This is a genomic window from Pseudooctadecabacter jejudonensis (genome assembly GCF_900172275.1).
Lineage (GTDB): Bacteria > Pseudomonadota > Alphaproteobacteria > Rhodobacterales > Rhodobacteraceae > Octadecabacter > Octadecabacter jejudonensis.
Map to the genome: position 1 here is coordinate 26507 of NZ_FWFT01000007.1, position 23684 is coordinate 50190.

Genomic DNA, 23684 nt, shown 5'->3' on the forward strand with positions numbered 1-23684 from the left:
GCGTGGGACCCATAAGTGTTCATGCCCTGCCCGCCTGTTATCCTGGTCTTTGCCAGTTGCCTCATCGGTAAGGCGCCTCCTCTTCTTTGAGAGGTTGGGTTTCGAACGCTTTTCCCGACTGTTGATTTATTTGCGTTGGAAAGGGGCGGGCTGTCAAGGATTCGGTTTATCCGTCCTCTTGCTTCATATCTTAAATCAAATGAAAATTGGTATCTACGGTATTGGGGGACCTCCTGAGTGTCCCCTTATTGACGTAAGATGTCCCCACAAGACGTGGTGGAGGATGTCGAATGTCACCCCAATATAAGTGTCTAATCCCAAGAATAGAGCCAGACCCGATTCGGAGGTGCGATGGTGTCTGACCGCCTGATTTAATAGGGCTTATCCGCGGATAAGGTTCGAACACGTCTAATGAATATCATTCTCGACAAAATACGCAAATTGGGCGTAAATGCAAAACAGCAGTGAAATTACGTCCGAACGATAAGAGGCCAAAATGCTCACCCATAAAGATTTGCAAGACATGCAGTCGCGATCCCTGAAGATGCAGGGCTGGATCCGGCAGCAAACATTCTCTCCGGAGAACGAAAAAACCCTCCGCCGATTTTCAAGTTGGGAGGTGGCGGAGCTCATCTTTGGCGTGAACCAATCGACCCTGCGCGGGAAACTGGCGGCTGATCTGACCTTACCCGCGGGTAAGGTCGAGCCGGAGGGTCGGCAGCGGTGGTATACCTTGGAGGAGGTCAACACCCTGCGCCGCAAGCTGCGGCTGCGTGGCAAATCGCTGATCCCGCCGCGCCCCAAAGGACGCGCGTTCCGCACGGCCATCGCCAACTTCAAGGGGGGTGCGGGCAAGTCGACGGTCGCGCTGCACTTTGCCCATGCCGCCGCCCTCGATGGTTACCGTGTTTTGTGTGTCGATTTCGATCCACAGGCGACGCTGAGCCATTCTATGGGTCTGACCAATGTAAGTGAAGAGAATACCGTCTGGGGCATCATGGCCCGCGACCTCATCCGAGAGACGGATGCGCAGAACACTGCGCCGCGCGGCGCGGCGTCAGGCACCGCCCTGCCCCGCCGGTCCATCCCCTCCAGCATCACCGATCTTGGATTGCAGGATCTGCGTATCGCGGATTTCATCCAGCCCACCAACTGGCCCACCATCGACATCATCCCGTCCTGCGCCAACGCGGCCTTCGTGGAATTTGCCAGCGCCCAGTACCGTCACCTGAACCCTGAATGGTCCTTCTTTGCTGCCGTCAATCGGTTCCTCGATCAACTGCCCGAGGACCAGTGGGACCTGATCTTTTTCGATTGCCCACCTGCCATTGGGTATCAGTCGATGAACGCGGTCTTCGCGGCGGATATGCTTTATATTCCATCGGGTCCTGGCTACTGGGAGTATGACAGCACGACGTCCTTTATTGGCCAGTTGGCCGAAGCGTTGGAGGATTTGTCTTACGGGTTTGAGGGCACCTTATCCGCGGATAAGGTCACGCTGCCCAAGGTCTTTCACGACATCCGGTTCCTGTTGACCCGCTATGAGCCGGGCAACGATTTGCACCGCGCGATGCAGGAAGCCTTTGGTAAGGTCTTTGGCGACAAACTGGCCAAGCATCCGGTTGAGATGACCCGCGCGGTCGAACAGTCGGGGCGGTTCCTGTCGTCCATCTATGAGATGGATTACCGCGATATGACGCGGGAGACATGGCGCCGTGCGCGGGCCAGTTTCGATCAGGCCTATGATGAATTTCACGGTGTGATGATGCCCTGTTGGGAGGGGATGATCGCACCGCAAGACGCGACCTTATCCGCGGATAAGGTCCACGCTGAAGGAGAGCAGGCATGAGCAGAAAGCGCCGCGTATTCGACATTAACCTGCCGGACGAGGATGTGACCCCGCCCGATCTGGAAACGAAGTCAGCGATCCCGTCGCGCCGTGGGCCGATGGCCAGCGCAATTTCCGAGAACGCGGAGGCGCTGCAGGCGCGCAAGTCTGCCGCCGATGCGATCCGCGAGGAGAACGACGCGCTGGCCCATGAATTCGTCGCCCTGCGTGAGGCAGGCGGCGTGGTTGAGGACATTCCGCTGGACGACGTGCACACCTATCTTCTGGTGCGTGACCGGATGCCCGGTGAGGATATTGAGCTGGAGAGCCTTGTGACCTCCATCCGTGAGTTGGGCCTGTCCAACCCCATCCGCGTGATGCGCCGGCCCGATGGGACGGGTGTGGAGCTGGTGCAGGGGTTCCGGCGGCTCAGTGCCTATAAGGCGCTGTTGGAGGAGACGGGAGACGACACTTGGGCGCGTATCCCGGCGCTGGTTCTGGCCGGGGCCAATGATGTGTCCAGTCTCTATCGCCGCATGGTCGACGAAAACGTCATCCGCAAAGACCTGAGCTTTGCGGAGATGGCGCGGGCGGCGCAGGTTTATGCGGGCGATCCTTCGACCGACGCCCATGATCTGTCGGGGGCCGTGGCTGCGCTGTTTCAGTCGGCGCCGTATTCCAAGCGCAGCTACATCCGGTCCTTTGCCTATCTGTTGGACCAAATCGGCGAGTACCTTTTGTACCCCACAGAGATCCCGCGCGCCCTGGGCGTCAGCGTCGCCCGCGCGCTGAAGGACCGGCCCGAGATCAAGGCGCGCATTCGCGACGACCTGCACGATTGGAACATGCGTGGGATCCTGGATGAGCTGGACGTGCTGCGCAAACACATCGGCTTTGACCCGATCGAGCCGGACGGCGAGGCAGACATCCCACAGGCTGTTGTGGGGCCCAAGAAGAAGGCGGCGGCGGATCCCAGCAAGACCAAGACGACGTTTGACATCCGCACCAGCGCGGGCCGCGTGAAGTGTACCGCAGGTGTCGGCCGGTTGGAGATCAAGGTTGATCGTGACTTTTCGACCATCGACCGCGCACAGCTGGAACGGGCCATCGCCGGATTGGTCGACGGGTTGGGGTAGAGACCTTATCCGCGGATAAGGTTTTGCGTTTAGCGCAAAGGTGCTGAGAAAAATCGTTTTTTATCAGTATGTTGCGTTAATCACTGCCCGGCCAGCTGGTCTGCAAGTTTGGCCAGATGCGCCTCTACCAGTGATTTGGCCACCTTTGGGTCGGAATGTTCGACGTAGCAGCGACATTCCGGCGCGTTGCCCGACGGGCGCAGGTGTACAACCGCTCCACCCGCAAAGGACACGCGCAAGCCGTCGGTCAAATCCACGGCCTTTTCCTCCCCCACGCCCTCAAAAAAGGCCGCCCGTGCGGTGCTGTCCGCGGTGAGGTCTTCGATCAGGGCGGAGGACTTATCCGTGGGGATGTTTTGCACGCGGCCTGCGGCGGTGAAACAGGCAGGCAAGGTTGCGGCAAGGGCCGACAGGGTCAGGCCCTGCGCCTGTGCAGCGACCAGCGGGGCCAGCATCGGCAGCAGGCTGTCGCGGGTCATCAAGGGGGGCAGGGGGCCTGCCGGTCCGGTGGCGGTGTAGCCCAACAGGAAGCCACCGTTCGCCTCATACCCTGCGACTTTGGCGTTGGGGTCGTGCGACAGGGCGGTTTCCATTCCGGCAATTACAAAGGGAGAGCCGATCCGCGTCCGCTGACAGCTGGCAAAGCAATCCATGTCGTCAATCAGGCTGTTCGATGAGACAGGCGTGATCAGCTGATCGGCGCCGAGGAATTGCGCGGTCAATGGCCCGAGAATATCGCCCGGGATGATCGCGCCGTCGGGGCCTGCAACCATGGGGCGGTCGCCGTCTCCATCGGTGGACAAGATCGCGTCCAGCCCGTGGGCGTGTGCCCAGTCCGCCAGCATGGTCTGGGTCTCTGGGTCGACGGCTTCGGTGTCGACGGGGATAAACACGTCGGAATGTGCGAGGGCTACGGGGGCGGCGCCCAGGGCGGTCAGCACCTCTACCATTACGTCCCGCGCCACGGAGCTGTGCTGATAGACACCGATCTTCAGACCGCTGAGGGCGCCAGTTCCAAAGGCGCTGACGTAGCGGTCCACATAGACGGGCAGGGCGGTCGTTTGGTGGTCAGTTGCGCCGTCCTTGGTGGGCGCAGGCTGGCCGAGGGCTGCGGTGATCGCGGCCTCGTCCTCTTTGCTGATTTCACCCTTCGGCACGTAGAATTTGAGGCCGTTGCGGTCGGCGGGGATGTGGCTGCCCGTGATCATCACAGCGGCCTGACCGGCGGTCATGGACGCCAGCGCAAGGGCAGGGGTGGGCAGGGCCCCATGGCGAATTGCTGTCAGGCCCGCCGCTGTAACGGCCGCCTCGACAGCATCGGCAATGTTGGGCGACGACGGGCGCAAATCCTCACCGATATGCACAGCGCCGCCTGTGGGGCAGGCGGCAATGAAGGCGTGGATGTGATCGGACACCAAATCGTCCGTCAGCTCTGTCACGAGGCCGCGCAGGCCGCTTGTTCCGAATTTGGGTGCCATGTCGTGCGCCTTTTTGGTCTTGGGTCAATCTGAACGTGTGCGGGGTAACGTGGTTGTTGGGGCGGGTCAAACCCTGTGGGCTTTGGTTGTGCCCCATATGTGACTGTGGACATCTTTGATCTTCCTGCCTTGCGGGGGATGGGTTAGGTTGGCCGCGATAAGAACTGACGAAGGCCACCGCTGCTGATGGCCGTCCGGGGGGATCATGGGTCGTTTTATTGCTGCTGTCTTGTGTTGCGCCATCCTGACGGGGTGTTCGTTGGTGCCCCGTGGGGCCGGCCTGCAATCAGAGGTTTTGTCTGCACGCGCTGAGGCCGATGACCAAGGCCGCCCGGAATTCGCGATTGAGGTCGTGACCCGCGACAATCTGGCGGTGTTCGCCGACTGGCCGACGATCAACACCCAACATCTTGGGTGGATCAGCCGTGTCGATCAGCCCAACAACCGCATCATTGCCCCCGGCGATACACTGGCGATTACGATCTGGAGCACGGAGGACAATGGCCTTTTGATTGCCCCGGGGGAGAGATCCGTGACCTTGCCGGAGCAACGGGTGTCGTCCTCGGGTCGGGTGTTTTTGCCCTATGTCGGGGAGCAGCGTGTCAGCGGGATGAGCCCGGAACGGGCGCGGGCGGTCATCGAGGAGGAATACCTTGATGTGTCGCCGTCGGTTCAGGTGTTGTTGAACCTGTCCGAAGGTCGCGCGCGTGCGGTCAGCGTCGTGAGCGGTGTGAACTCTCCAGGCAGCTACACGCTGGCAGACAATGACGTCACCATTTTGCAGGTGCTGTCCGATGCGGGCGGCATTGATGCCAGTCTGACAAACCCGCAGGTTCGGTTGCAACGTGGGGGGGATTTGTATGGTGTCTCTGCGGATCGTCTGTTGAACCGCCCGTCGCTGAACACGACCCTGCGGGGGGGTGATACAATTTTCGTCGAAGCGGATGATCGGTCGTTCCTGTCGCTGGGGGCTGCGGGTACGGAAGCGATCCATCCATTTCCGCAAGACTGGGTCACGGCGTTGGAGGCGTTGTCGATCATCGGTGGAGTTGCCGAAACCCGCGCCGATGCCCAAGGCATTTTGATTTTGCGGCGCTATCCGGCTGAAACAGTGACACAAGGACGGGATGGGCCGGATCATCCGCGGACGGTATTTACGCTGGATCTGACCACGGCAGACGGCCTGTTTTCGGCGGATCAGTTCGAAATTCAGCCAGGAGATCTGGTTTACGTCAGCGAAAGCCCATTGACGGCGGCAGGCAGCATTTTCGCCGCATTAGGGTCTGTTTTGGGATTGGCGGCGCGGATCAACTGACCCTGTCAGATGCGGCCCAAGGCGGCGGCGAGGCGGATCAGTTGCGTGGCAAGGGGCGTGTCACGGGTCATGCCGATCTGCTGACTGACCATCATGCGGCCCAGCCCCCATTGCGGTGCAGACTGCCACCGTTCAAGCCGCTGTTGGTTTTCCGGCAAAAGGACAGGGCCCGCTGTCTCTAATGCGGCGAGGTTTTGGGCCTGCCATTTGCCAAAAGTAGACCCTAACACAGCCAAAACACGTTTGACGGAGGCCAACCGGCGTTGGTTGCCCCCAAGGACGTTGCCATCGTGTTGGCGGTAATCCAGCACCACATCCGGTCGCACGAGAACCTCCGCGCCGGTGCCGGTCATCAGCAGATAGAGCCACCAATCGTGAAAGGGCACGTCAACCGGTCCCACGGTTCGCACCAGATCAAGTGCGGCGGGGGTCAGTACGGCGCAGTGCCCTGCGATGCGGTTCTGCACGAGGGCGTTTGCGAAATGCGGCTGGCCACGGTGCGGACGGCTGCGCCCGATCGGGTGCCCTTGTCCATCGATATGGCGGCTTTGGGCGCTGTAAATGGCCGCGCCCCGTTTGCCCTGCAGGGTGGTGAGGGCATGGCTGAGTTTGTTCGGATACCAGACATCATCCTGATCGCTGAGTGCGACATGTCCATTGGGCAAATCCGGATGGCAGAGCAGCGACATGAAATTCGCGGCGGCCCCCGATTGTGGGCCCTCTAGCAACCGAACGGTTCGATCCGGATGGGCATTTGCAAAGGCGCGAATGATGTCGCGGGTTTCATCGGTCGACCCATCGTCAGAGACCCAAAGGGACCAGTCTTTGTGATCCTGCGTGACAAAAGACGCCAGCTGGTCGGGCAGGTGTTTGGCCCCGTTGTAGGTGGCCATTAGGACATGAATGTGGGGCAGCACGGAGTGGTCTTACCTTTGCGTTTGCAGATCAGCGGGGGGCGGTCTTCGGGGGCTTTTATTCAAACTTTAGCCGAAGCTTACAGATTTGCCCCTTTGGCGTCACGGTCTGTTCAAGGCGGCGTCATGGCGGCCCACCACATGCCTGGTCAATTGAATTTGACCCATGGAGTGGTGCGTGCAGCTGGTTTACGAAGGAATTTGGCCGCCTTCCGCTGATAGTCTGCCCGGAACGATTGTTGACATCATGTGGGGCGGCCCGGGGCATGATGTGGTGTATACCACTGGCGGCGCTTTTGGGGCGCTGTCGCAGTGGACATGGGATGGCGCCGCCCTTGAGGAGGCCGAGGTTGCCAATTTGCTGGGCGAAAGCGCGCAGTTTTCATCAGCCGATATCGCGATGTGGACCCTCGGAGGGGAGAGCTTTCTGGCGCTGACAGGCGGGGCTGTCGATGGCGTTGACCTGTATGACATAGACGGTGGGGGCCTGCCGGATTTGACCGCCATCGGGTCGGATGTGCCGAACCTGTCTGATGCGCTTTGGGTTCCGCAGAACGGCGGCGGTGGGTTGTTCATTGCCTCAATCAATGGAGAGCGGGGGCTGAGTGTTTGGACCGTCGGGGCGGATGGCCAGATGCAGGCGGTCGATACACTCATTACGGGTGAAGGTGGCGTGTTTTCGGGGGCATCCGCCCTCGCATTTGTGGAGCAGAACGCCCAGACCTTTGTTGTGTCCTTGGATGTTGCAGGCAATGCGGTCACGCTTCTTGAGGTGTCAGAGACCGGGATCGCACGGTCGGATCGTCTGGATGCCAGCGATGGTTTGGCAATTTCCATGCCGACCGCCATTGATGTGGTGCATTTTGCAGGGGTGGATTACGCGATTGTTGCGGCCTCTGGGTCGAGTTCAGTTTCGGTGCTGGCGCTGGACAATGGCACCATGACCTTACGCGATCAGGTGGTGGATGACCTGAACACGCGGTTTGATGGTGTCGGCATTCTTGAAACGACGCAGGTCGATGGACGTGTGTTTATTGCGGTGTCTGGCGCGGATTCTGGCCTGACGGTTTTCACGTTGCTGCCCGGGGGGCGGCTGATGACTATGGCCACGCTAGAGGATCAGTTGGGCGCGCCCCTTGATGACATTACGGCGATTGAGTTTGTCGAACGGGACGGAACGCTTGATATTCTTGTCGCAGGCGAGGGCTGGGATGGGCTTTCCGTGATCAGCGTCGAAACCGATGTGGGCCAGACGCTGACAGGTCCGCAATCTGGGGGGCAGGACGATCTGCTGCAGGCCGGATCGGGTGGCGGCACGTTAGAGGGCGGTGCCGGGGACGACATTCTGGTGGATGGTGCAGGTGCGGATGTGTTGTTCGGGGGAACGGGTGCCGACACCTTCGTTTTTTACGGCGATGGTGGGGTGACGGACACGATCCGCGATTTTGAAGTCGGCACCGACCAGATCAACCTTTCCTTTCTGGGTCGCGCCTATGACTTGTCAGCGTTGGAGTTTTCCAGCCTCGACGGTGGCATAGAAATCAGTTTTCGGGATGAAACCGTGCGTGTGTTCAGTGACACCGGCGAGGATATTCACGCCAGCGATCTGACGTATCAGATGCTGTTTGATGTGACCCATGTGTCGACCGCGCCGCTGCCTGTGCGCCCGCAAGAGGTGGTGGGCAGCGAAGGCCAGAACTTTCTGGTGGGGGGCGCTGGCGACGACAGTTTGTTGGCTGGGGTCCAGAATGAGGCATTTGATGATGCCGCAGCGGCCATTGCACGCCTGTATCAGGCGGTGTTGGGCCGCGATGCCGATCCGATCGGCCATTATCACTGGACCCAGCGGTTGTCAGACGGCGTGCTGGAGGGCGAAGAGATCGCGGAACGATTCGTTGATAGTCTGGAATTTGAGCTTGTTTATGGCGGGTTGAGCAACGCAGATTTCGTGGAGTTGCTGTATCAAAACGTGCTGGACCGTGCCCCGGACGAAAACGGGTTTGCGGGCTGGACACGCAACCTTGATAACGGGATGGCGCGGTCGGATGTTGTTTGGCTTTTCTCCGAGAGTCAGGAATTCCAGAATGACATGGAGATTGACGTTCTGGCCTACACCTATTCGTCCTATGACGTCGGTTGGACCGACAATGTGTTCCGTATTTATCAGGCGATTTTTGACCGTGCGCCGGATGAGGTTGGGTTCAACGGTTGGATCAACAACCTGTTGCGCGGTATGGATTATCAGGAAGCGATTGGTTTTTTTGTGGACAGCGAAGAGTTCGCGATCACCTACGGTGAGGCCACCGACGAAGAATTTGTGACCCTTTTGTATCAAAACGTGTTGGGGCGGGCCCCGGACGACGCGGGCCAGGCGGGTTGGTTAAACAACATCGGTCGCGGCATGAGCCGCGAAGAAGTGGTGACGTTTTTTGTCGACAGTGAGGAATTCATCCGCGACACGACGCAGGATTTGATCACCTACATGAGGGACGTCGGTGTTGACGACGTCCTTGAAGGGGGCGCGGGCGATGACCTTTTGCAAGGGGGCCGTGGGAGCGATGTCTTTGTGTTCGACATGGACGGCCACGGGGACGACATTGTCCTTGATTTTGAGCTTTGGGACACGCTGCAATTCGTAAATGCCGATTATGAGACCGCACAGGACGTGATCGCCGATTTGACCCAACAGGGTGATGATGCCGTGCTGACCCACTCCGGCGGATCAATCACGTTGATGGATGTGGACATTGATGACCTTAACGATGCCACATTTCTGTTTTAACAATGCATAAACATTAACGAATGCTTGCGTCCGTTGTCATGAATGCAGTATTTAAACCACAAGTTGTTGGGATGTTCTGACCGATATGAAGCGTCAGAGGCACCCCAAAAGACAGAACGACCACTTCACCTGCCGCCGAGGGAACCATCTATGTCTGATCCTATGACCACAAATCCGCTTGCGAGCAATCAATGGCACCTCGATCTACTCGGAGACATTGAGACCATCTGGGCCGACTACACCGGTGAAGGCGTTGTTGTTGCCGTCTATGACGATGGTATGGACACCGATCATGAGGATCTGGTCGACAACTATGATGAAAGCCTTGAGTTGTCGTTCCCGGATGGCGATTTCAATGGGTCGGGCGATGGTCACGGCACGGCCGTCGGGGGGCTGATCGGTGCGGCAAACAATGACATTGGTGGTGTCGGCGTTGCCTATGATGTCACGCTGGTGTCTGTCGATTTCCTCAACGATGCCGGGTCAAACTCGGCCTATTCAAGCGCCGTCAATGGCATGGCGAATTTCGATATTATCAACCAAAGCTACGGTTACACGCCCAACTTCAACCCCGCGCTGAGTTTCGCAGAAAGCGGAACGTTTGGTGCTTTCGATTATGACCTGTCCTATGAGGCGGCCTCGACGGGGCGCGATGGGCTGGGCACGATCATGGTTAAGGCTGTGGGGAACGATTCCAACAACCCCAACGCGCAGGCGGTCGGGATCTTTGGCAATGCGCAAGGCGATGCCACAAACAACTGGCATTTTGTCATCGGTGTCGGGGCATTGAACCCAGACGGTTCTGTGGCGAGCTATTCCAACTACGGCGCAAACCTGTTGGTCAGCGCGGGCGCTGGGTCCGTGACAACTGATCTGGCTGGCGGGGCTGGATATGACGCGTCAGATTATACCAATACCTTTGGCGGTACGTCTGCGGCGACGCCGGTAACAGCCGGGGTCATTGCCCTGATGTTGGAGGCCAATCCTGATCTGACCTTGCCGGAAGTCCAGATGATTCTTGCGATTAGTGCATCCATGACCGGATCTGATTACGGTGATAGTGCTTCGGGGTTTGAAGCAGGGGAATGGCGTACCATTGGTGACGGCACATGGAACGGCGGCGGACTGACCTACAACGTAAGCTACGGCTATGGTGCTGTTGACGTGCACGCCGCTGTCCGGATGGCTGAGGTCTGGTCGTTGTTCAGCGATGGCCGAACCCTTGAGACGCAGTTGCGTGAAACGGTAAGCGACACAACCAACTATGTGATCAGCGACCTGTCGACGACGGATATTGTTCTGGATGTGACGGATGGTGTTGTGATCGACCACGTCTACGTCACGATCGATATTCAGCACACCTATATTTCGGATCTGACGATCGAACTGATTGCCCCTGACGGGACTGCATTTGAACTGATGTCTGGTGATGGGGGCGGTGCAGAAATCGATTATGCCTGGACGTTCAGCGTCGCGGGCTTCCGCGGAATTGAGTCCGAGGGCACATGGACGGTGCGCATCATGGATGATGCCTTGGGCGATACCGGTGTTGTGAACGACGTCGAGCTTGAGTTTATCGGGGCCCAGGAACGCGATAACGACGTTTGGCACTTTACCGATGATTTCCTTGAACTTGCGCAGGTTGATGCTGGCCGTCGCCTGATTGGCGGCGAGGCTTCGGAAAGCACCGAAGAGACGATCAATATGGTTGCCGTTACTGGCGATGTGATTGTTGACTTGGGCATTGATGGCGCCATTCGCGTTGACCGAGAATTCTGGGCGCGGCAGGAGACGGATGCGATCCACAACGTCCTGACAGGGGATGGTAATGATCGGATCAACGGACGCGATTCCGACGAAGCGATTGTCTCTGGGCGTGGCAACGATTTGCTGTTCGGCGGTGGCGGGAACGATATCCTTCTTGGTGAGCAGGGCAATGACGTCATTTTTGGTGATGAAAACGGGGGCTACGGCACGGAAGCGTCCGGCCAAGTGTATCGTATGTACAGCGCCATTTTTGATCGGACACCCGACACAGGGGGCCACCAAGTCTGGATGAACCGCCTGCTGACTGGTGAGTTGTCGATTGATGAGGTGGCTGCTGAGTTCATCCAAAGCCAGGAATTCATCAACACCTATGGGTCCACAACGAATAGTGATTTTGTCTTGTTGCTGTACCAAAACGTGTTGGGACGGGATCCTGATGAAAGGGGTTTCAATGGCTGGGTCAACAACCTGAACAACGGCATGAGCCGGTCTGAAGTTGTACGTCGGTTTTCGGAATCTCAGGAACATATCAACAGCACGGCTGCGGGCCTTGAGACCTACGAAAACGATTCCGATGCGTCGGTCTACACCGGACGTCTTTTCCGCCTGTACGAAGGTATCTTTGGACGCGCGCCTGATGAGGCTGGGTTCGAAGGCTGGATGAACAATTTTGCGAACGGTATGACCTTTGCGGAAGTTGCCGGCGCGTTCATGGCGTCGCCTGAATTCCAACTGCTGTATTCCGATACAACCGATGCGGATTTCGTTGAGCTGCTGTATCAGAACGTTCTTGGACGTGACCCCGATGAGGGCGGTGAGCGGGGGTGGTTGAACAACCTTGCCAATGGCATGCCCCGTGAGACCGTGGTTGAGTTCTTTATCGAGAGCCAGGAATTCATCAATACAACCACGGCTGACTTGATCGCGTTCATCACCGCTATGGGCGATGACGACGCCATCATTGCCGGGGCCGGGAATAACATCGTGGCGGGTGGCCGCGACGCCGACACCTTTATCTTCGATATAGAATCGCAGGGAACGACGACGATCCTCGACTTTGAATTGTGGGATACCATTGTAGTTGATCTTGAGATCACAAATGATCTGGATAGCGCGCTGTCCCAGCAAGGCGACGATGTTGTCTTCTCGGCAAATGGGGTCGAGTTCATTTTGATGGACACTGATCTTGATGACATTGGTGAAGATCAGATCATCTCTGGCGTTATCGACCTCTGAGCGTGATGTATCGGCGCCGCCCCTTGGGACGGCGCGTGTTTCTGGTGGTTTTACATGATCGTCTGGCGTTTGAGAGACGCCGCCCTGACTGTCTAAAGACGAAGGATGAGATGTGGCAAATCTCAGCGTGGAGACGACAAAGCTGGACGGTGTGCGTTTGATCCAGCCCCACCGCTTCGGTGACAGCCGCGGGTTTTTCAGTGAAGTCTTTAACCTGGCCACATTTCACGGGGCCGGGTTTGACGATGTTTTTGTTCAGGACAACCAGTCGTTGTCAGCGCACGCTGGCACCCTGCGCGGGCTGCATTTTCAGGCCCCGCCGCGCGATCAATCCAAATTGGTCCGATGCGGGCGCGGGTCACTTTGGGATGTTGTCGTTGATTTTCGTCTAGGCAGTGAGACGTTTGGTCAGTGGTTTGGTGCTGAACTGTCAGCGGCCAATGGAAAGCAAATGTATGTTCCGTCGGGCTTTTTGCACGGGTTCGTGACGTTGGAGCCGCAGACAGAGGTTTTGTACAAATGCTCGGATTATTACGTTCCCGACATGGAGGGGACGGTGGCATGGGACAGTTTAGACATCGATTGGCCTTTGGGTGGGCGCACCCCCATTTTGTCCGATAAGGACGCCGCCGCGCCGTCGTTTGAGGATGTGGCGAGCCCGTTTGGGGCGCTGTCATGAAGCTGTTGGTGACAGGGGGCGCGGGCTTTATCGGGTCTGCGGTTGTACGAAAGGCGATCACGCGAGGTCATGAGATCGTCAACGTGGATTGTCTGACCTACGCGGGCTGCATCGAGAACGTGGCGAGTGTTCAAAGCCACCCGTCTTATGTGTTTGAAAAAGTGGATATTCGGGATGCGGCGGCCTTGGGCGCCGTGTTTGATCATCATCATCCTGACGCGGTTTTGCATCTGGCGGCTGAATCCCATGTGGATCGATCTATCGACGGCCCGGAGACGTTTCTGACCACCAACGTCATGGGGACATTCAATGTGCTTCAGGCAGCGCGCCATCAGGGCTGCAGAGTGGTGCATGTGTCTACAGACGAGGTGTTCGGATCTTTGGGGCCGACGGGGGCGTTTACCGAAACCACGGCCTATGATCCGCGCAGCCCCTATTCGGCGTCCAAGGCGGCGTCGGATCATTTGGCCCGCGCATGGCACACGACCTATGATCTGCCGGTTATTGTCACGAATTGTTCGAACAATTACGGGCCCTATCAGTTCCCTGAAAAGCTGATTCCAACGGTCATTCTGAATGCGTTGGCGGGGCAGCCGATCCCTGTGTATGGGGCCGGTGCGAATGTCCGGGACTGGCTGTTTGTTGAGGATCACGCAGATGCTTTGCTGTGTGTGTTGGACACAGGCGAGATTGGGCAAAGCTACGCGATTGGTGGAGAGGCCGAGGTGGCCAATATTGATCTCGTACGGATGCTGTGCGGGCTTCTGGATGAAGCAAAGCCGGGGTCTGTTCCCTATGCGGATTTGATCACCTTTGTGGAAGACCGGCCTGGCCATGATCAGCGATATGCCATTGATCCAAGCCACATACGCGACACTTTGGGATGGCGTCCAACCATGACGCTTGCAGAGGGATTGCGTCAGACTGTGGCTTGGTATCTGGAGAACCAGGATTGGTGGGATGCGGTGCTGAGCCGTGACGGTGTGGGCAGACGGTTGGGCCGCGGCTAAGGGGCCGGAATTGGGTGGTGTTGCCTGGGGAGCGCACTGCCGTTTTCGGGTTTGTTAAGTGGGCTTTTCTACCTTCCTTCGGACATTGTCAGGAGGTTGCCCCATGTCCGAAACATCGCCCATTCTGGGCTTGCCCTATATCCAGCCCGCCCAAGCACAAAAGCATGTCACCCATAACGAAGCCCTTGCCGTGCTTGAGGCCGCTGTTCAGCTGACTGTTGTCGCCCATGACGCAGTGACGCCGCCCGCTGCCCCTGCGGAGGGGGATCGCTATATTGTACCCGCGGGCGCAGAGGCGGCTTGGGGTGGTGCGCAAGGTGACATTGCCGTTTGGGATGGGGTCGGATGGAACATCATTTCCCCCAAGGCGGGCTGGCAGGCCTACAGTCAAGCCCTGCAATCGGCCTTGCGGTTCGATGGGACCGATTGGCAGGCCGATGGCGGAGGATCTTCGACGCAGCAGACGTTGGGGATCAATACGACTGCGGACACGACCAATCGGCTGAGCGTTGCAGCGGATGCGACGTTGCTGAACCACGAGGGCGCGGGCCATCAGGTCAAAGTGAATAAGGCGGCTACACCAGATACGGCGAGCCTGTTGTTTCAGACGGGCTTTTCGGGCCGTGCTGAAATGGGCACCGCAGGTAACGATGCCTTTGCGATCAAGGTCTCAGACGACGGTGCATCCTGGACGACAGCACTGTCGTTTGATCCGGCCACAGGCGTGGCCGATGGCGCGGCCATTCAGGCAACGCCAAATGACACCGGCACTGGTAAATTGGCACGTGCGGATTACGCCTATGGGCCAGGCAATGCCCTTGGTCCGGTGGGGATGGCAGGTGGCCTTCCGACCGGTGGCTTGATTGAGCGTGGCACGAATACGAACGGTGATTTCGTGCGCTTTGCGGATGGCACGCAAATCTGCTGGAGCCCCAATTTCGCGGTCAATGTGACTGTGCCAGCCGGCGCGATTTTTCAATCTCCGCCTGTGACTTGGACATATCCGGCGAGCTTCGTCGCCGCGCCCAGCATGACCCAAGGCGGGCAAAATCATGCGACGGTGTATTGGACAGTTGTCGGAACCGTTTCCATGTCGAGCGGGACCGCAAGTGCCATGTCTTTTCAGTCAATCAGTTCGCGGACGGTCAAGCTGATGGCCTTTGGCCGCTGGATCTAGGAGGAAAAAATGACACACACTGTGACCCTGAATTTGACCCCCGTTCGTATGGACACCGATTTGAACATTGAACGGCAGGGCGATGTCCTGATCGTAAATTCCAGCGCGATTGATCTTTCACAGATTGATGCCTTTGACCCTATGGATCCGCCGCCAGATGTCCATGAGATGATCGTGGGCCCAATCCTGCCGACCAACGACGGGTATGAAATGACGGTCTTGTTGCCCTACGGCGCAGACCGGACGGCCACACCCCCATCCGCGCGCCGTGTGGCGCTGGCGGATGGGGAGGCCTTGACCATCAATCCCGCGGGCCTTTGATCACGACCGGGCGTAGACGTCTTCGTAACGAATGATGTCGTCTTCGCCCAGATAGCTGCCGGTCTGGACCTCAATCAGGACCATCGGCAGCTTGCCGGGGTTTTCCATGCGGTGGACCGCGCCGAGGGGGATGTAAACGGACTGATTTTCAGTCACCAGCTTGACCTCTTCATCTACGGTGACGCGGGCCGTGCCCTGAACGACAATCCAGTGTTCTGAACGATGCACATGGCTTTGCAAGGACAGGGCTGCGCCCGGGTTGACGTGGATGCGTTTGACCTGAAAGCGATCAGCCAGCACGAGGGTTTCAAACCACCCCCAAGGACGATGATCCACGGGCAGCTGATCGGCCTGCTTTGCGCCGCGTTCACGCAGGACTTTGACCGCCTTTTTGACGTTCTGGGAGTCGGACATATCCGCCACCATGACGGCGTCGTGCATGGCGACTGCGACGGTGTCCTTGAGGCCAATGCCGACCAGTTCGATCCCATCACTTTCGGATCGCAAGAGCGAATTTTCGCAATCGAAGGCCGTCGTGTTGGTGGACAGAGCGTTGCCCGCGTCGTCCTTGTCTGTTTCCAGCCAGACAGCTTCCCAGCCGCCCAAATCTGTCCAATGGCTGTCAAAGCGAACGGCGGAGAGATTTGTGGCCGCTTCCATCACCGCGTAGTCGATGGATTCTTCGCGAACACGCGCCCAGTGGTCCGGGTCAATGCGGATGAAGTCGAGGTCTTGTTTGGCATTCTCAAATGAGGCTTGCACGTCCTTGAGGATGTCTGCCGCGTGCTCTTTGAAGGCGTCCAACAAAACGGAGGCCTTGGCCAGAAACACGCCTGCGTTCCACAAATAGCGGCCGTCTTGCAAAAGCTCTTCGGCGCGGGCCTTGTCCGGCTTTTCCAGGAAACGGTGAAGTTTGAACACACGGTCCGCCGTTTCGTCCCCTGTTTCGAGCCAGCCGTAGCCGGTTTCCGCGCGGGTGGGGACAATCCCGAAGGTGACGATATCGCCAGCACGTGCTGCAGCTTGCCCATCGGTTACGGCATCGCGGAAGATGTCGGGGTGGGCCACCGCGTGATCGGACGGGACCAGCAACAGCAGTGCATCAGGGTCTTGTTTGGCCACAAACAAGGCCGCGGCTGCGGCCGCAGCGGCTGTATTGCGCCCATCCGGTTCAATCATAATACCCGACGGCGTGATGCCGATATCGTCCAGCTGTTCGCTGACGATAAAGCGGAAAGGGTCGCCCGTGACCACCAACGGATCTGCAAAGCCCTCCCCGACAAAGCGTCGCGCGGACGCCTGGAACAGGCTTTCCTCGCCCACGACATCGGTGAATTGTTTCGGATAACTTTTGCGGGACAGGGGCCAAAGGCGTGTACCGGATCCGCCGCAGAGAAGAACAGGATATATCATGTGTGACTTCCAAAATTGGGATTTAGCATTTTGTTCCTCGTGCTGGGGGACGGGTCAAAGGGTGGCGTACTTACATAAAGCCGATATTGCGACGGGATTGAAGGATTGATCACAGTCCAAGCCATGATTGTGCGATGGTATAAAGCCGTTGATCCCAGGTTGTATATTTCTTCAGGGCTGATGTCTCTGCCGAGGTGAAGGCCGCCAAGGCCTCGGCCAACGCAGCGCGATCGATGGGGTCGTCTGCGCGTAATTGCGGCGTTGGCGAGATCAAACCCAGATCCGACAGCCGGGCCGCGAAGGCGCCGAAATGATCGGTCAGACCAAACACCATATCGTCGGCCAGAAGATGTTTGACGGCGCGGCGGAACACCGGCTGGGTCAGGGTATTGGTGTTCATCATTCCGGCGATGCGCCGGGTTTGGCCATTGTCGACCTCAGCCAACAGACTTGGATTTTCATGGACCTTTTGCACGAACGCACCAAAGGTTTCGGCGTGGGCCGTGGCCCATCCATGGGCGGGATGCTGTTGGTGGGTCAAAAGAAACTGGTGGAACGCAAATAGGCGGTCTTCGGGTTTGCGCAGAACGCACATATAAATGCAGGGGTGCGGCACCATATCGTGCAGGCCGTAAACGCTATGGCCCGCGATGACACGGACGTTTGCGCGCGCGTCGGCTGTCATATCGCGCAGTTTTTTGTTGGGGATACCGCCCGTGGCGGTCACGGTTTGCGATGCAGTCTGGCCTTGGACAAGTTTGGCGTTCAGATGGGTGGACCCGGATTTCGGAATATGCAGATGGATCAGGACATGTGGCCCACGCGGTTTGTCCTGACGGGAAGATGTGATCGCGGGTGTGGTCCCGTCGCCAAATCGGCTTTTGTATTCTTCGCTTTGTCTGAGGTGATCCATCAACATCTCGCGGGAGGCAAATTGCTGCAGGTGGATGATGTTTTTGTCTAAGGGGGGATGCCCCAGAACCGTATCATAGCATTCCAGCACATCGGACCGGCGCAGTGTCATGCGGGAAATAGCATTGAACAGATTTTTGTCATAGTGACGAAATGCGTGATGTTGGGCGTCCCTGTCGTGATCGTGCAATCCGGACGCATTTTTGACGTCATCCCCCATAATGTCGGACACGGTCTGTTCGATCATCGTTTGATCGGGGGTGTGGTCGGGCGCCAAATGGCGGACGGCAAGGGACAGGGACAGGGCAGGGGCATCCCTCAGGTCATGCAGATACAGGTGCAAGACATGATCCATGCGGGCAAAGTCTGAGGTCATCCAATCACGTTTGAACGCGAGGTAGCCGTCAAACGCCACTGACGCGGTGTCGCGGAATGCCTCAGGCATATCAGGTGTCCCGGAGGCCACCGCGTGTTGGAACAGGGTCAAAACGGATGTGACGTAGTCGCAGGACTGCACGATATATCGCGCGTCTTTTGTGCGGCGGGCTGTTTGGGTCAGGGCGTTCGTGGCCTCGAACGACACGACGCTGTCCGGCCCAGAGAGGAGTTTGGCGTAACGGTTCAGCAGCGCAACCAGCAGGTCCTGACCACTATCGGGCCAAGCCACCCCGATGCAGGGGTGAAACGTGACGATGCCAGACTCCCGTGATTTGGCCATTTAGTTCGGTCCCTTAAGGCCCTTTTTGGTGTTGGCCAACGCGGTATGAATTTCATTGAGGCGTTTTGCATACCTCTGCCCGATCGGGTCGGTGGAGAATTCAGTTTTGATTTTGGTATAGGCCGCTTTGACACGTTTGGCCCGTTCGGCGGGATCGGAGACGATCTCTCGCATGGCGCGAACGGTGTCATCCAGATCAGGGTCGGCCCACTTTTGCCCTTCGCGTACAAAGATGTAGTCGTTGGGTTTCAATTCCACGAGGTCGCAATCCACCAGCCAGCAGGTGTCAGGCGCACAAAAATCCATGTTGCCCGAATAGGCCGTAGTGAGAACGGGCACACCAAGGTTCATCGCCTCGATCAGGCCAAAGCCCCAGCCTTCGGACCGGTGCAGAGAGATGTAGGCGTCAGAGCCTTTTTTGAGGCGCAACAGGTCTTTGTAGGGCAGGGTTTCGTTGATCAGTACAATCCGGCTGTCTTTTGCCAGCAGTTTGTCAATGTCATCCCAGATCTTGAGCTGGGCCACATCCGCCACCTTGGTCCGGTTCTGGGTCTTGATGACCAGCCGGACCGATGCAGAGGCAGGGTCATCCTTCGGGAAGGCCGCCATGAAGGCCTTGAGAACGCCAATCGGGTTCTTGCGTTGCACGAATGAGAAACTGTCAAACGTCACCATCATGACGAAGTGATCGGAGGTCAGTTTCGCGGTCTTTTCCAGAAACGCCCGCGCGTCGTCGCGTTCAATCTCGGGCATGTCTTCATAGCTCATCCCGACATTGGTGACGGGGATGTCGACATGCGATTGGAAAATGCTGACGCCAAAATCGGTGCTGACCCAGATTTCATCCAGCATATCCATGCCCAGATAATGACAGGCGCCAGGGCTGTCCAATTCCCAAAAGAAATAACCGATGTTGTAGCTGTCGGTGAAGGCATCGGGTTGATAGGCATAGGCCAAGGGAATGGCTTCGCCATTGAGGTGGATGATGTTGACCTTGGCTTCTTGATAATTTGAGACCGCTTCTGCCCGCGAAAAGCCCTCAGGTGCTGGGTTGTCGAGGCCGAAATCAACCTTGTTGACGTCAAAGCCTTGTGCCTCAAGCATTTCGGCGGACAGGCGCACCGCTTGGCCCAACCCTGATGCTTTCTTGAACGGTCCGATGACCTGCACGTCAACAGGATCATCCGACGGGGCGATGGGTGGCAGGGCCGCGCATTCGACGCGGTGGCCTTCGGCGGTGAAAAACAGCCCCTCCATCGTATCAAGATCAAAATTCGCGTGCCGCATAGCTTGGGCATATGTGTCGCGTGTAATGCCCGCGAGGTCTTCATCAATCTTGGCGGCAAAGGTCGCGAAGGCGTCCTTTTTGTCAAACAGTCGGTCCAGCGTTCCGTCGGGCAGATACCGCCATGTTTCCGGACGTGAGGCCGCGCGCATCGCAAAGGCACACGTCAGGTCACGGCGGCCGTCCACGGTGGACAGATCGAAGACGCCGAATGTGGGGATTTCCATTGTGACACGGCGCATATAATCGCTGATCGGAAACGGCACATCGTCTTCAACCCGCTTGAGACGTTCGACCATGAAATCAGGCACAAGACAGTCTTCGCAATGCAGCGATTTGACCTGCAGATGCGCCCACCAGAAGATCGCCCAGTCATACCAGTCTTTGTCCTGAAGGTTCATGTTCTGGGCAAAAGCGGGCGTGTCGAGGGCAATCGTCTACATGATCCGGCTGAACGGGCCAACCGACCCACCAAAGAGAATGGGTTCATTTAGGTGGGCTATGACCTCTGCCGACAGTGGCACCCGAAGGCCACCCCGCATCGCGCTGTAAAGCGTCAGGTAGCGTTTGTAGAAATGATCGATGTCATCTGGGGTGCCCGCGGTATCGAATGTTTCATCCAACCGGTCGCGGTAGCGGATGTATTCGGTGTAGCCGTACATCCTGTCGGGCAGCGTTGCGTCTGTCGTAATGTAGTCGGTTTGCGCGAACAGCTTTGCATGGGTTTCAGGCAGCGGCGCACGGGTCTGGACCTTGGACGCGGGCAGGGCCAGCGCCGCCTTTAGATGTGCAGCATCCGAATAAAGCACATTTTGAAGATCACTGCGTGCAGGTTTCGGCGGTTTTGGCGCGCTATGCGTGGCGGCAGAGGAGGGCGCCGCGTCCGTTGGAGCGGGGACATCCACGACGGGGGACCATGTCCCAATCTTTACGGACTTGGGGTCGATCACCTTGATGTCCGCCTGTCCCCCATTTGCGAGGACAAGATCCTTGATGGCCGCGCTCAGGTGAATGGCAAAGGCGTGCCGTCCGTCACCAATGCCTGCGGCCTCCAGATCGTCGCGGTGAATGTTCGCGACCGTTTCAGCCAACATTGCACCGCGCGCGAACAGGCCGACACGCAAACGCCTTGTCGGCTCAGCCGTAAGCTGTGCCCACCCAAACAGTGCGTCACCCTGTGCGCCATCTACGTTTCCGCGCACCCCCGATGAGCGCGCCTTTAGATTGATCAGCTTGTGGCGGAGCGCCGTCTTACCCCAAGGCATCAAAGTCGGACTTTGCCATCATCGCTGCCAGCTCTTTGACGCGGACAGTTGGTTCCCACCCCAGTTTTTCCTTGGCCTTTGATGGATCACCGATCAGAAGATCAACTTCGGCCGGACGGTAGAACTTGGGGTTCACCTTCATCACCAGCTTGCCGGATTTCTTGTCTGTGGCGGTTTCGGCTTCGCCTTCACCTGTCCACTCCAGATCCATGCCAAGGGCTTCGGCGGCATAGGTAAAGAAATCACGGATGGTTGTGGTTTCATTGGTGGCCAGCACATAGTCATCGGCCACGTCCTGTTGCAGCATGCGCCACATGCCTTCGACGTAATCGCCTGCAAAACCCCAATCGCGCTTGGCGTCCATGTTGCCCAGTTCAATCGCGTCGGTGCCGCCTTTGGCCAGTGCGGCCAGACCCAGGGTGATTTTGCGGGTCACGAATTCTTTGCCGCGCAGCGGGCTTTCGTGGTTGAACAAAATGCCGGAGCTTGCGTGCATGTCGAAGCTCTCACGGTAGTTCATCGTGATGTAGTGACCGTAGACCTTGGCCACACCGTAGGGGGACCGTGGGTACAGACGGGTCGTTTCCGACTGCGGAACCTCTTGGACGAGCCCAAACATTTCAGAGGTGGAGGCCTGATAGAACCGCGTCTGGGGGCTGATCGTGCGCAGCGTATCAAGGATGCGCACAACGGCCATGCCATCAACGTCCGCAGTGTAGACGGGCAGTTCCCAAGACGCGCCAACGAAGGACTGCGCGGCGAGGTTATAGAACTCATCAGGTTGAATTTTGCGCAGTGTGCGGAAAATGGAGTTCGATTCGGAAAGGTCGAATTCGTGCAGGTGCACGTCTTTTGCGATCCCCAAAAGATCCAAACGGGTGGTTTCTGGCTGTGAAATTCGGCGGACCCCGCCGTGGACCTCATACCCTTTGTCCAGCAAAAGTTGCGCAAGATAAGCGCCGTCTTGCCCCGTAATTCCGGTGATGAATGCCTTTTTCATCGTATTCTCGCGCTCCTTCAGACCTTACAATATACAAAACGGACAGGGTCCGTGTCTGATGGTCCGCATAATGCGCGTCTCATTGACTTGCAACCGGCTTAACCAATTTCGGAACATGTGCGCGGAAATTGATGTGTGGCTGTGTTTCGACACTGCCACATATAAACGATCTCCTTTCAGTTGCATGCGGTCGTCCATCTGCCTAAGGGGGACGAACGATGCGGCATCGTCATCGGGCCGTCGTCTTGGGACGGCTTGGGGCGATGTGGGTGAAACGGAGAAGATGTAGATATGACCCTCGTTATTGATTGCACGACGGCCCATAGGTATGTGGGTCACTCCGCTGTCGGTATTGTTAGGGTGGAACGGGAAATCACGCGATACGCCCTGACCAGTACAGACGCGGTCTTTGTCGTCTATGACCACAACTCTCGCGAATACAAAGAACTGACACGCGACATGGTCGAAGAGGTTCTGAAGGATGATAAAGAGGCTGGCGCATCACTGCCGCCTGTTTGGAAACTTCCGCGGTTCCGGTTCCGGCGCAAACATTTCCTAATCATTGCGGGGCTGCCTTGGGACAACAACCAGCTGAGCACTGTTTATGCCAAAAAGCAGCGGCGCCAGTTCAAGGTCGGCATTGTGCTGTACGATATCATACCGGTGGTGATGCCTGAGTATTGCGTCCCTGAGATGAATTCGAAGTTCACCCGTTTCGTCCTGGATCTGGCCCATACCGCAGATGAGGTGTTCTGCATTTCGGAACACACCGCGCGGGATTTCAAAGCCTTCTTGGGCAATCTCGATATGGACGCGCCCAAGACGTCCATCTTCCGTCTCGGCAGTGACACATGGGGCGACGGTGATCTGGAGGGGGTCGATTTCCTGCCGGAGAACCCCAACGGCTACATCGTTTATGTGTCCAGCATTGAGCCACGCAAAAACCACCCCTTGTTGTTCAATGTGTGGCGGGAACTGCACGATGCCCGCGGGGATGACATTCCGACCCTTTTGTGCGTGGGCAAACAGCAATGGAACGTCGAGAATTTCATGGTGTCCGTCCAGCTGAGCGATGTGCACCGCAAGGGGCTTTTCAAAACGGTGCAGAATTTGACCGACGCACAGCTTGCGGCGGTTTATCGCAACGCCAATTTCACGGTTTATCCATCCCTGTATGAAGGGTGGGGCCTGCCCATCGTGGAAAGCATGACCTATGGCAAAGCGGCCTTGATCTCCGACAGATCTTCCATGCCTGAGGCTGGCGCTGGGATTTGTCCGATGCTGGATCCTTATGATCATGCGTCTTGGAAAGCGGCGATTGAAAACTGGATAGATAATCCCGCCGCGTTGTCTGCGGTGGAACAGACCGTGCAGGACAAATTCTCGTTCTTTTCTTGGGATGACGCCGCACGGACACTTGTTGAGGGGCTAGAATAAATTGACCCATT

At 57.7% G+C, this 23684-nt stretch carries 17 protein-coding genes; 10 read left to right on the forward strand and 7 right to left on the reverse strand.

Annotated features, from left to right (window positions below; translation table 11 throughout):
* Positions 1-496 precede the first annotated feature (496 nt).
* Complete coding sequence (locus PSJ8397_RS16115; protein ID WP_085865673.1) at positions 497-1849, forward strand: AAA family ATPase; 1353 nt, start codon at positions 497-499, stop codon at positions 1847-1849.
* Positions 1846-2964 (forward strand): ParB/RepB/Spo0J family partition protein, encoded by a 1119-nt coding sequence (locus tag PSJ8397_RS16120; RefSeq protein ID WP_085865674.1) that lies wholly within the window; start codon positions 1846-1848, stop codon positions 2962-2964. The genes PSJ8397_RS16115 and PSJ8397_RS16120 overlap by 4 nt, the downstream gene beginning before the upstream one ends.
* Positions 2965-3044: 80 nt before the next feature.
* Here PSJ8397_RS16120 and PSJ8397_RS16125 read toward each other — a convergent pair whose 3' ends face one another.
* Positions 3045-4442, reverse strand: coding sequence for a phosphomannomutase (locus PSJ8397_RS16125; protein WP_085865675.1), 1398 nt, complete (start codon positions 4440-4442; stop codon positions 3045-3047).
* Between the two features lie 205 nt (positions 4443-4647).
* Between PSJ8397_RS16125 and PSJ8397_RS16130 the strand changes: the two genes are divergently transcribed.
* The gene (locus PSJ8397_RS16130) at positions 4648-5757 is read left to right on the forward strand and encodes a polysaccharide biosynthesis/export family protein (RefSeq protein ID WP_085865676.1); all 1110 of its coding nucleotides are present in this window, start codon (positions 4648-4650) and stop codon (positions 5755-5757) included.
* A gap of 5 nt (positions 5758-5762) precedes the next feature.
* On the opposite strand, the gene PSJ8397_RS16135 is transcribed toward PSJ8397_RS16130, so the two are convergent.
* Entirely contained in the window at positions 5763-6674 is a 912-nt protein-coding gene (locus PSJ8397_RS16135) for a glycosyltransferase (RefSeq protein ID WP_085865677.1), read from the reverse strand.
* 163 nt (positions 6675-6837) lie between these two features.
* On the opposite strand from PSJ8397_RS16135, the gene PSJ8397_RS16140 reads away from it, so the two are divergent.
* The 6 genes from PSJ8397_RS16140 to PSJ8397_RS16165 all read left to right on the forward strand — a co-directional run bounded on the left by PSJ8397_RS16140 (position 6838) and on the right by PSJ8397_RS16165 (position 15643).
* Positions 6838-9453, forward strand: coding sequence for a DUF4214 domain-containing protein (locus PSJ8397_RS16140; RefSeq protein WP_085865678.1), 2616 nt, complete (start codon positions 6838-6840; stop codon positions 9451-9453).
* Positions 9454-9603: 150 nt separating this feature from the next.
* Complete coding sequence (locus tag PSJ8397_RS16145; protein ID WP_159453163.1) at positions 9604-12456, forward strand: DUF4214 domain-containing protein; 2853 nt, start codon at positions 9604-9606, stop codon at positions 12454-12456.
* Positions 12457-12568: 112 nt separating this feature from the next.
* On the forward strand, positions 12569-13135 hold the full coding sequence (gene rfbC / locus PSJ8397_RS16150; RefSeq protein ID WP_085865680.1) for a dTDP-4-dehydrorhamnose 3,5-epimerase: 567 nt from the start codon (positions 12569-12571) through the stop codon (positions 13133-13135).
* Positions 13132-14145, forward strand: coding sequence for a dTDP-glucose 4,6-dehydratase (gene rfbB, locus PSJ8397_RS16155; protein WP_085865681.1), 1014 nt, complete (start codon positions 13132-13134; stop codon positions 14143-14145). The genes rfbC and rfbB overlap by 4 nt, the downstream gene beginning before the upstream one ends.
* Before the next feature lie 103 nt (positions 14146-14248).
* On the forward strand, positions 14249-15322 hold the full coding sequence (locus PSJ8397_RS16160) for a DUF2793 domain-containing protein (RefSeq protein ID WP_085865682.1): 1074 nt from the start codon (positions 14249-14251) through the stop codon (positions 15320-15322).
* Between the two features lie 9 nt (positions 15323-15331).
* Positions 15332-15643, forward strand: a complete 312-nt coding sequence (locus PSJ8397_RS16165) for a hypothetical protein (RefSeq protein WP_085865683.1) — start codon at positions 15332-15334, stop codon at positions 15641-15643.
* Here PSJ8397_RS16165 and PSJ8397_RS16170 read toward each other — a convergent pair whose 3' ends face one another.
* From PSJ8397_RS16170 to gmd, 5 genes are all read right to left on the reverse strand, one after another.
* On the reverse strand, positions 15644-17056 hold the full coding sequence (locus PSJ8397_RS16170; RefSeq protein ID WP_085865684.1) for a mannose-1-phosphate guanylyltransferase/mannose-6-phosphate isomerase: 1413 nt from the start codon (positions 17054-17056) through the stop codon (positions 15644-15646). It lies immediately after the preceding gene.
* Between the two features lie 109 nt (positions 17057-17165).
* Complete coding sequence (locus PSJ8397_RS16175; RefSeq protein ID WP_085865685.1) at positions 17166-18686, reverse strand: hypothetical protein; 1521 nt, start codon at positions 18684-18686, stop codon at positions 17166-17168.
* Positions 18687-20372, reverse strand: coding sequence for a glycosyltransferase (locus tag PSJ8397_RS16180; RefSeq protein WP_085865686.1), 1686 nt, complete (start codon positions 20370-20372; stop codon positions 18687-18689).
* A gap of 36 nt (positions 20373-20408) precedes the next feature.
* Entirely contained in the window at positions 20409-21236 is an 828-nt protein-coding gene (locus tag PSJ8397_RS16185) for a hypothetical protein (protein WP_085865687.1), read from the reverse strand.
* Positions 21223-22236: a GDP-mannose 4,6-dehydratase gene (gene gmd / locus PSJ8397_RS16190; RefSeq protein WP_085865688.1), complete on the reverse strand. Its 1014-nt coding sequence runs from the start codon at positions 22234-22236 to the stop codon at positions 21223-21225. Before gmd ends, PSJ8397_RS16185 begins: the two co-directional genes overlap by 14 nt.
* A gap of 291 nt (positions 22237-22527) precedes the next feature.
* On the opposite strand from gmd, the gene PSJ8397_RS16195 reads away from it, so the two are divergent.
* Positions 22528-23673 carry a glycosyltransferase family 4 protein gene (locus PSJ8397_RS16195; RefSeq protein WP_085865689.1) on the forward strand — a complete coding sequence of 382 codons (1146 nt, stop codon included), beginning with the start codon at positions 22528-22530 and terminating at the stop codon, positions 23671-23673.
* Positions 23674-23684: the final 11 nt, after the last annotated feature.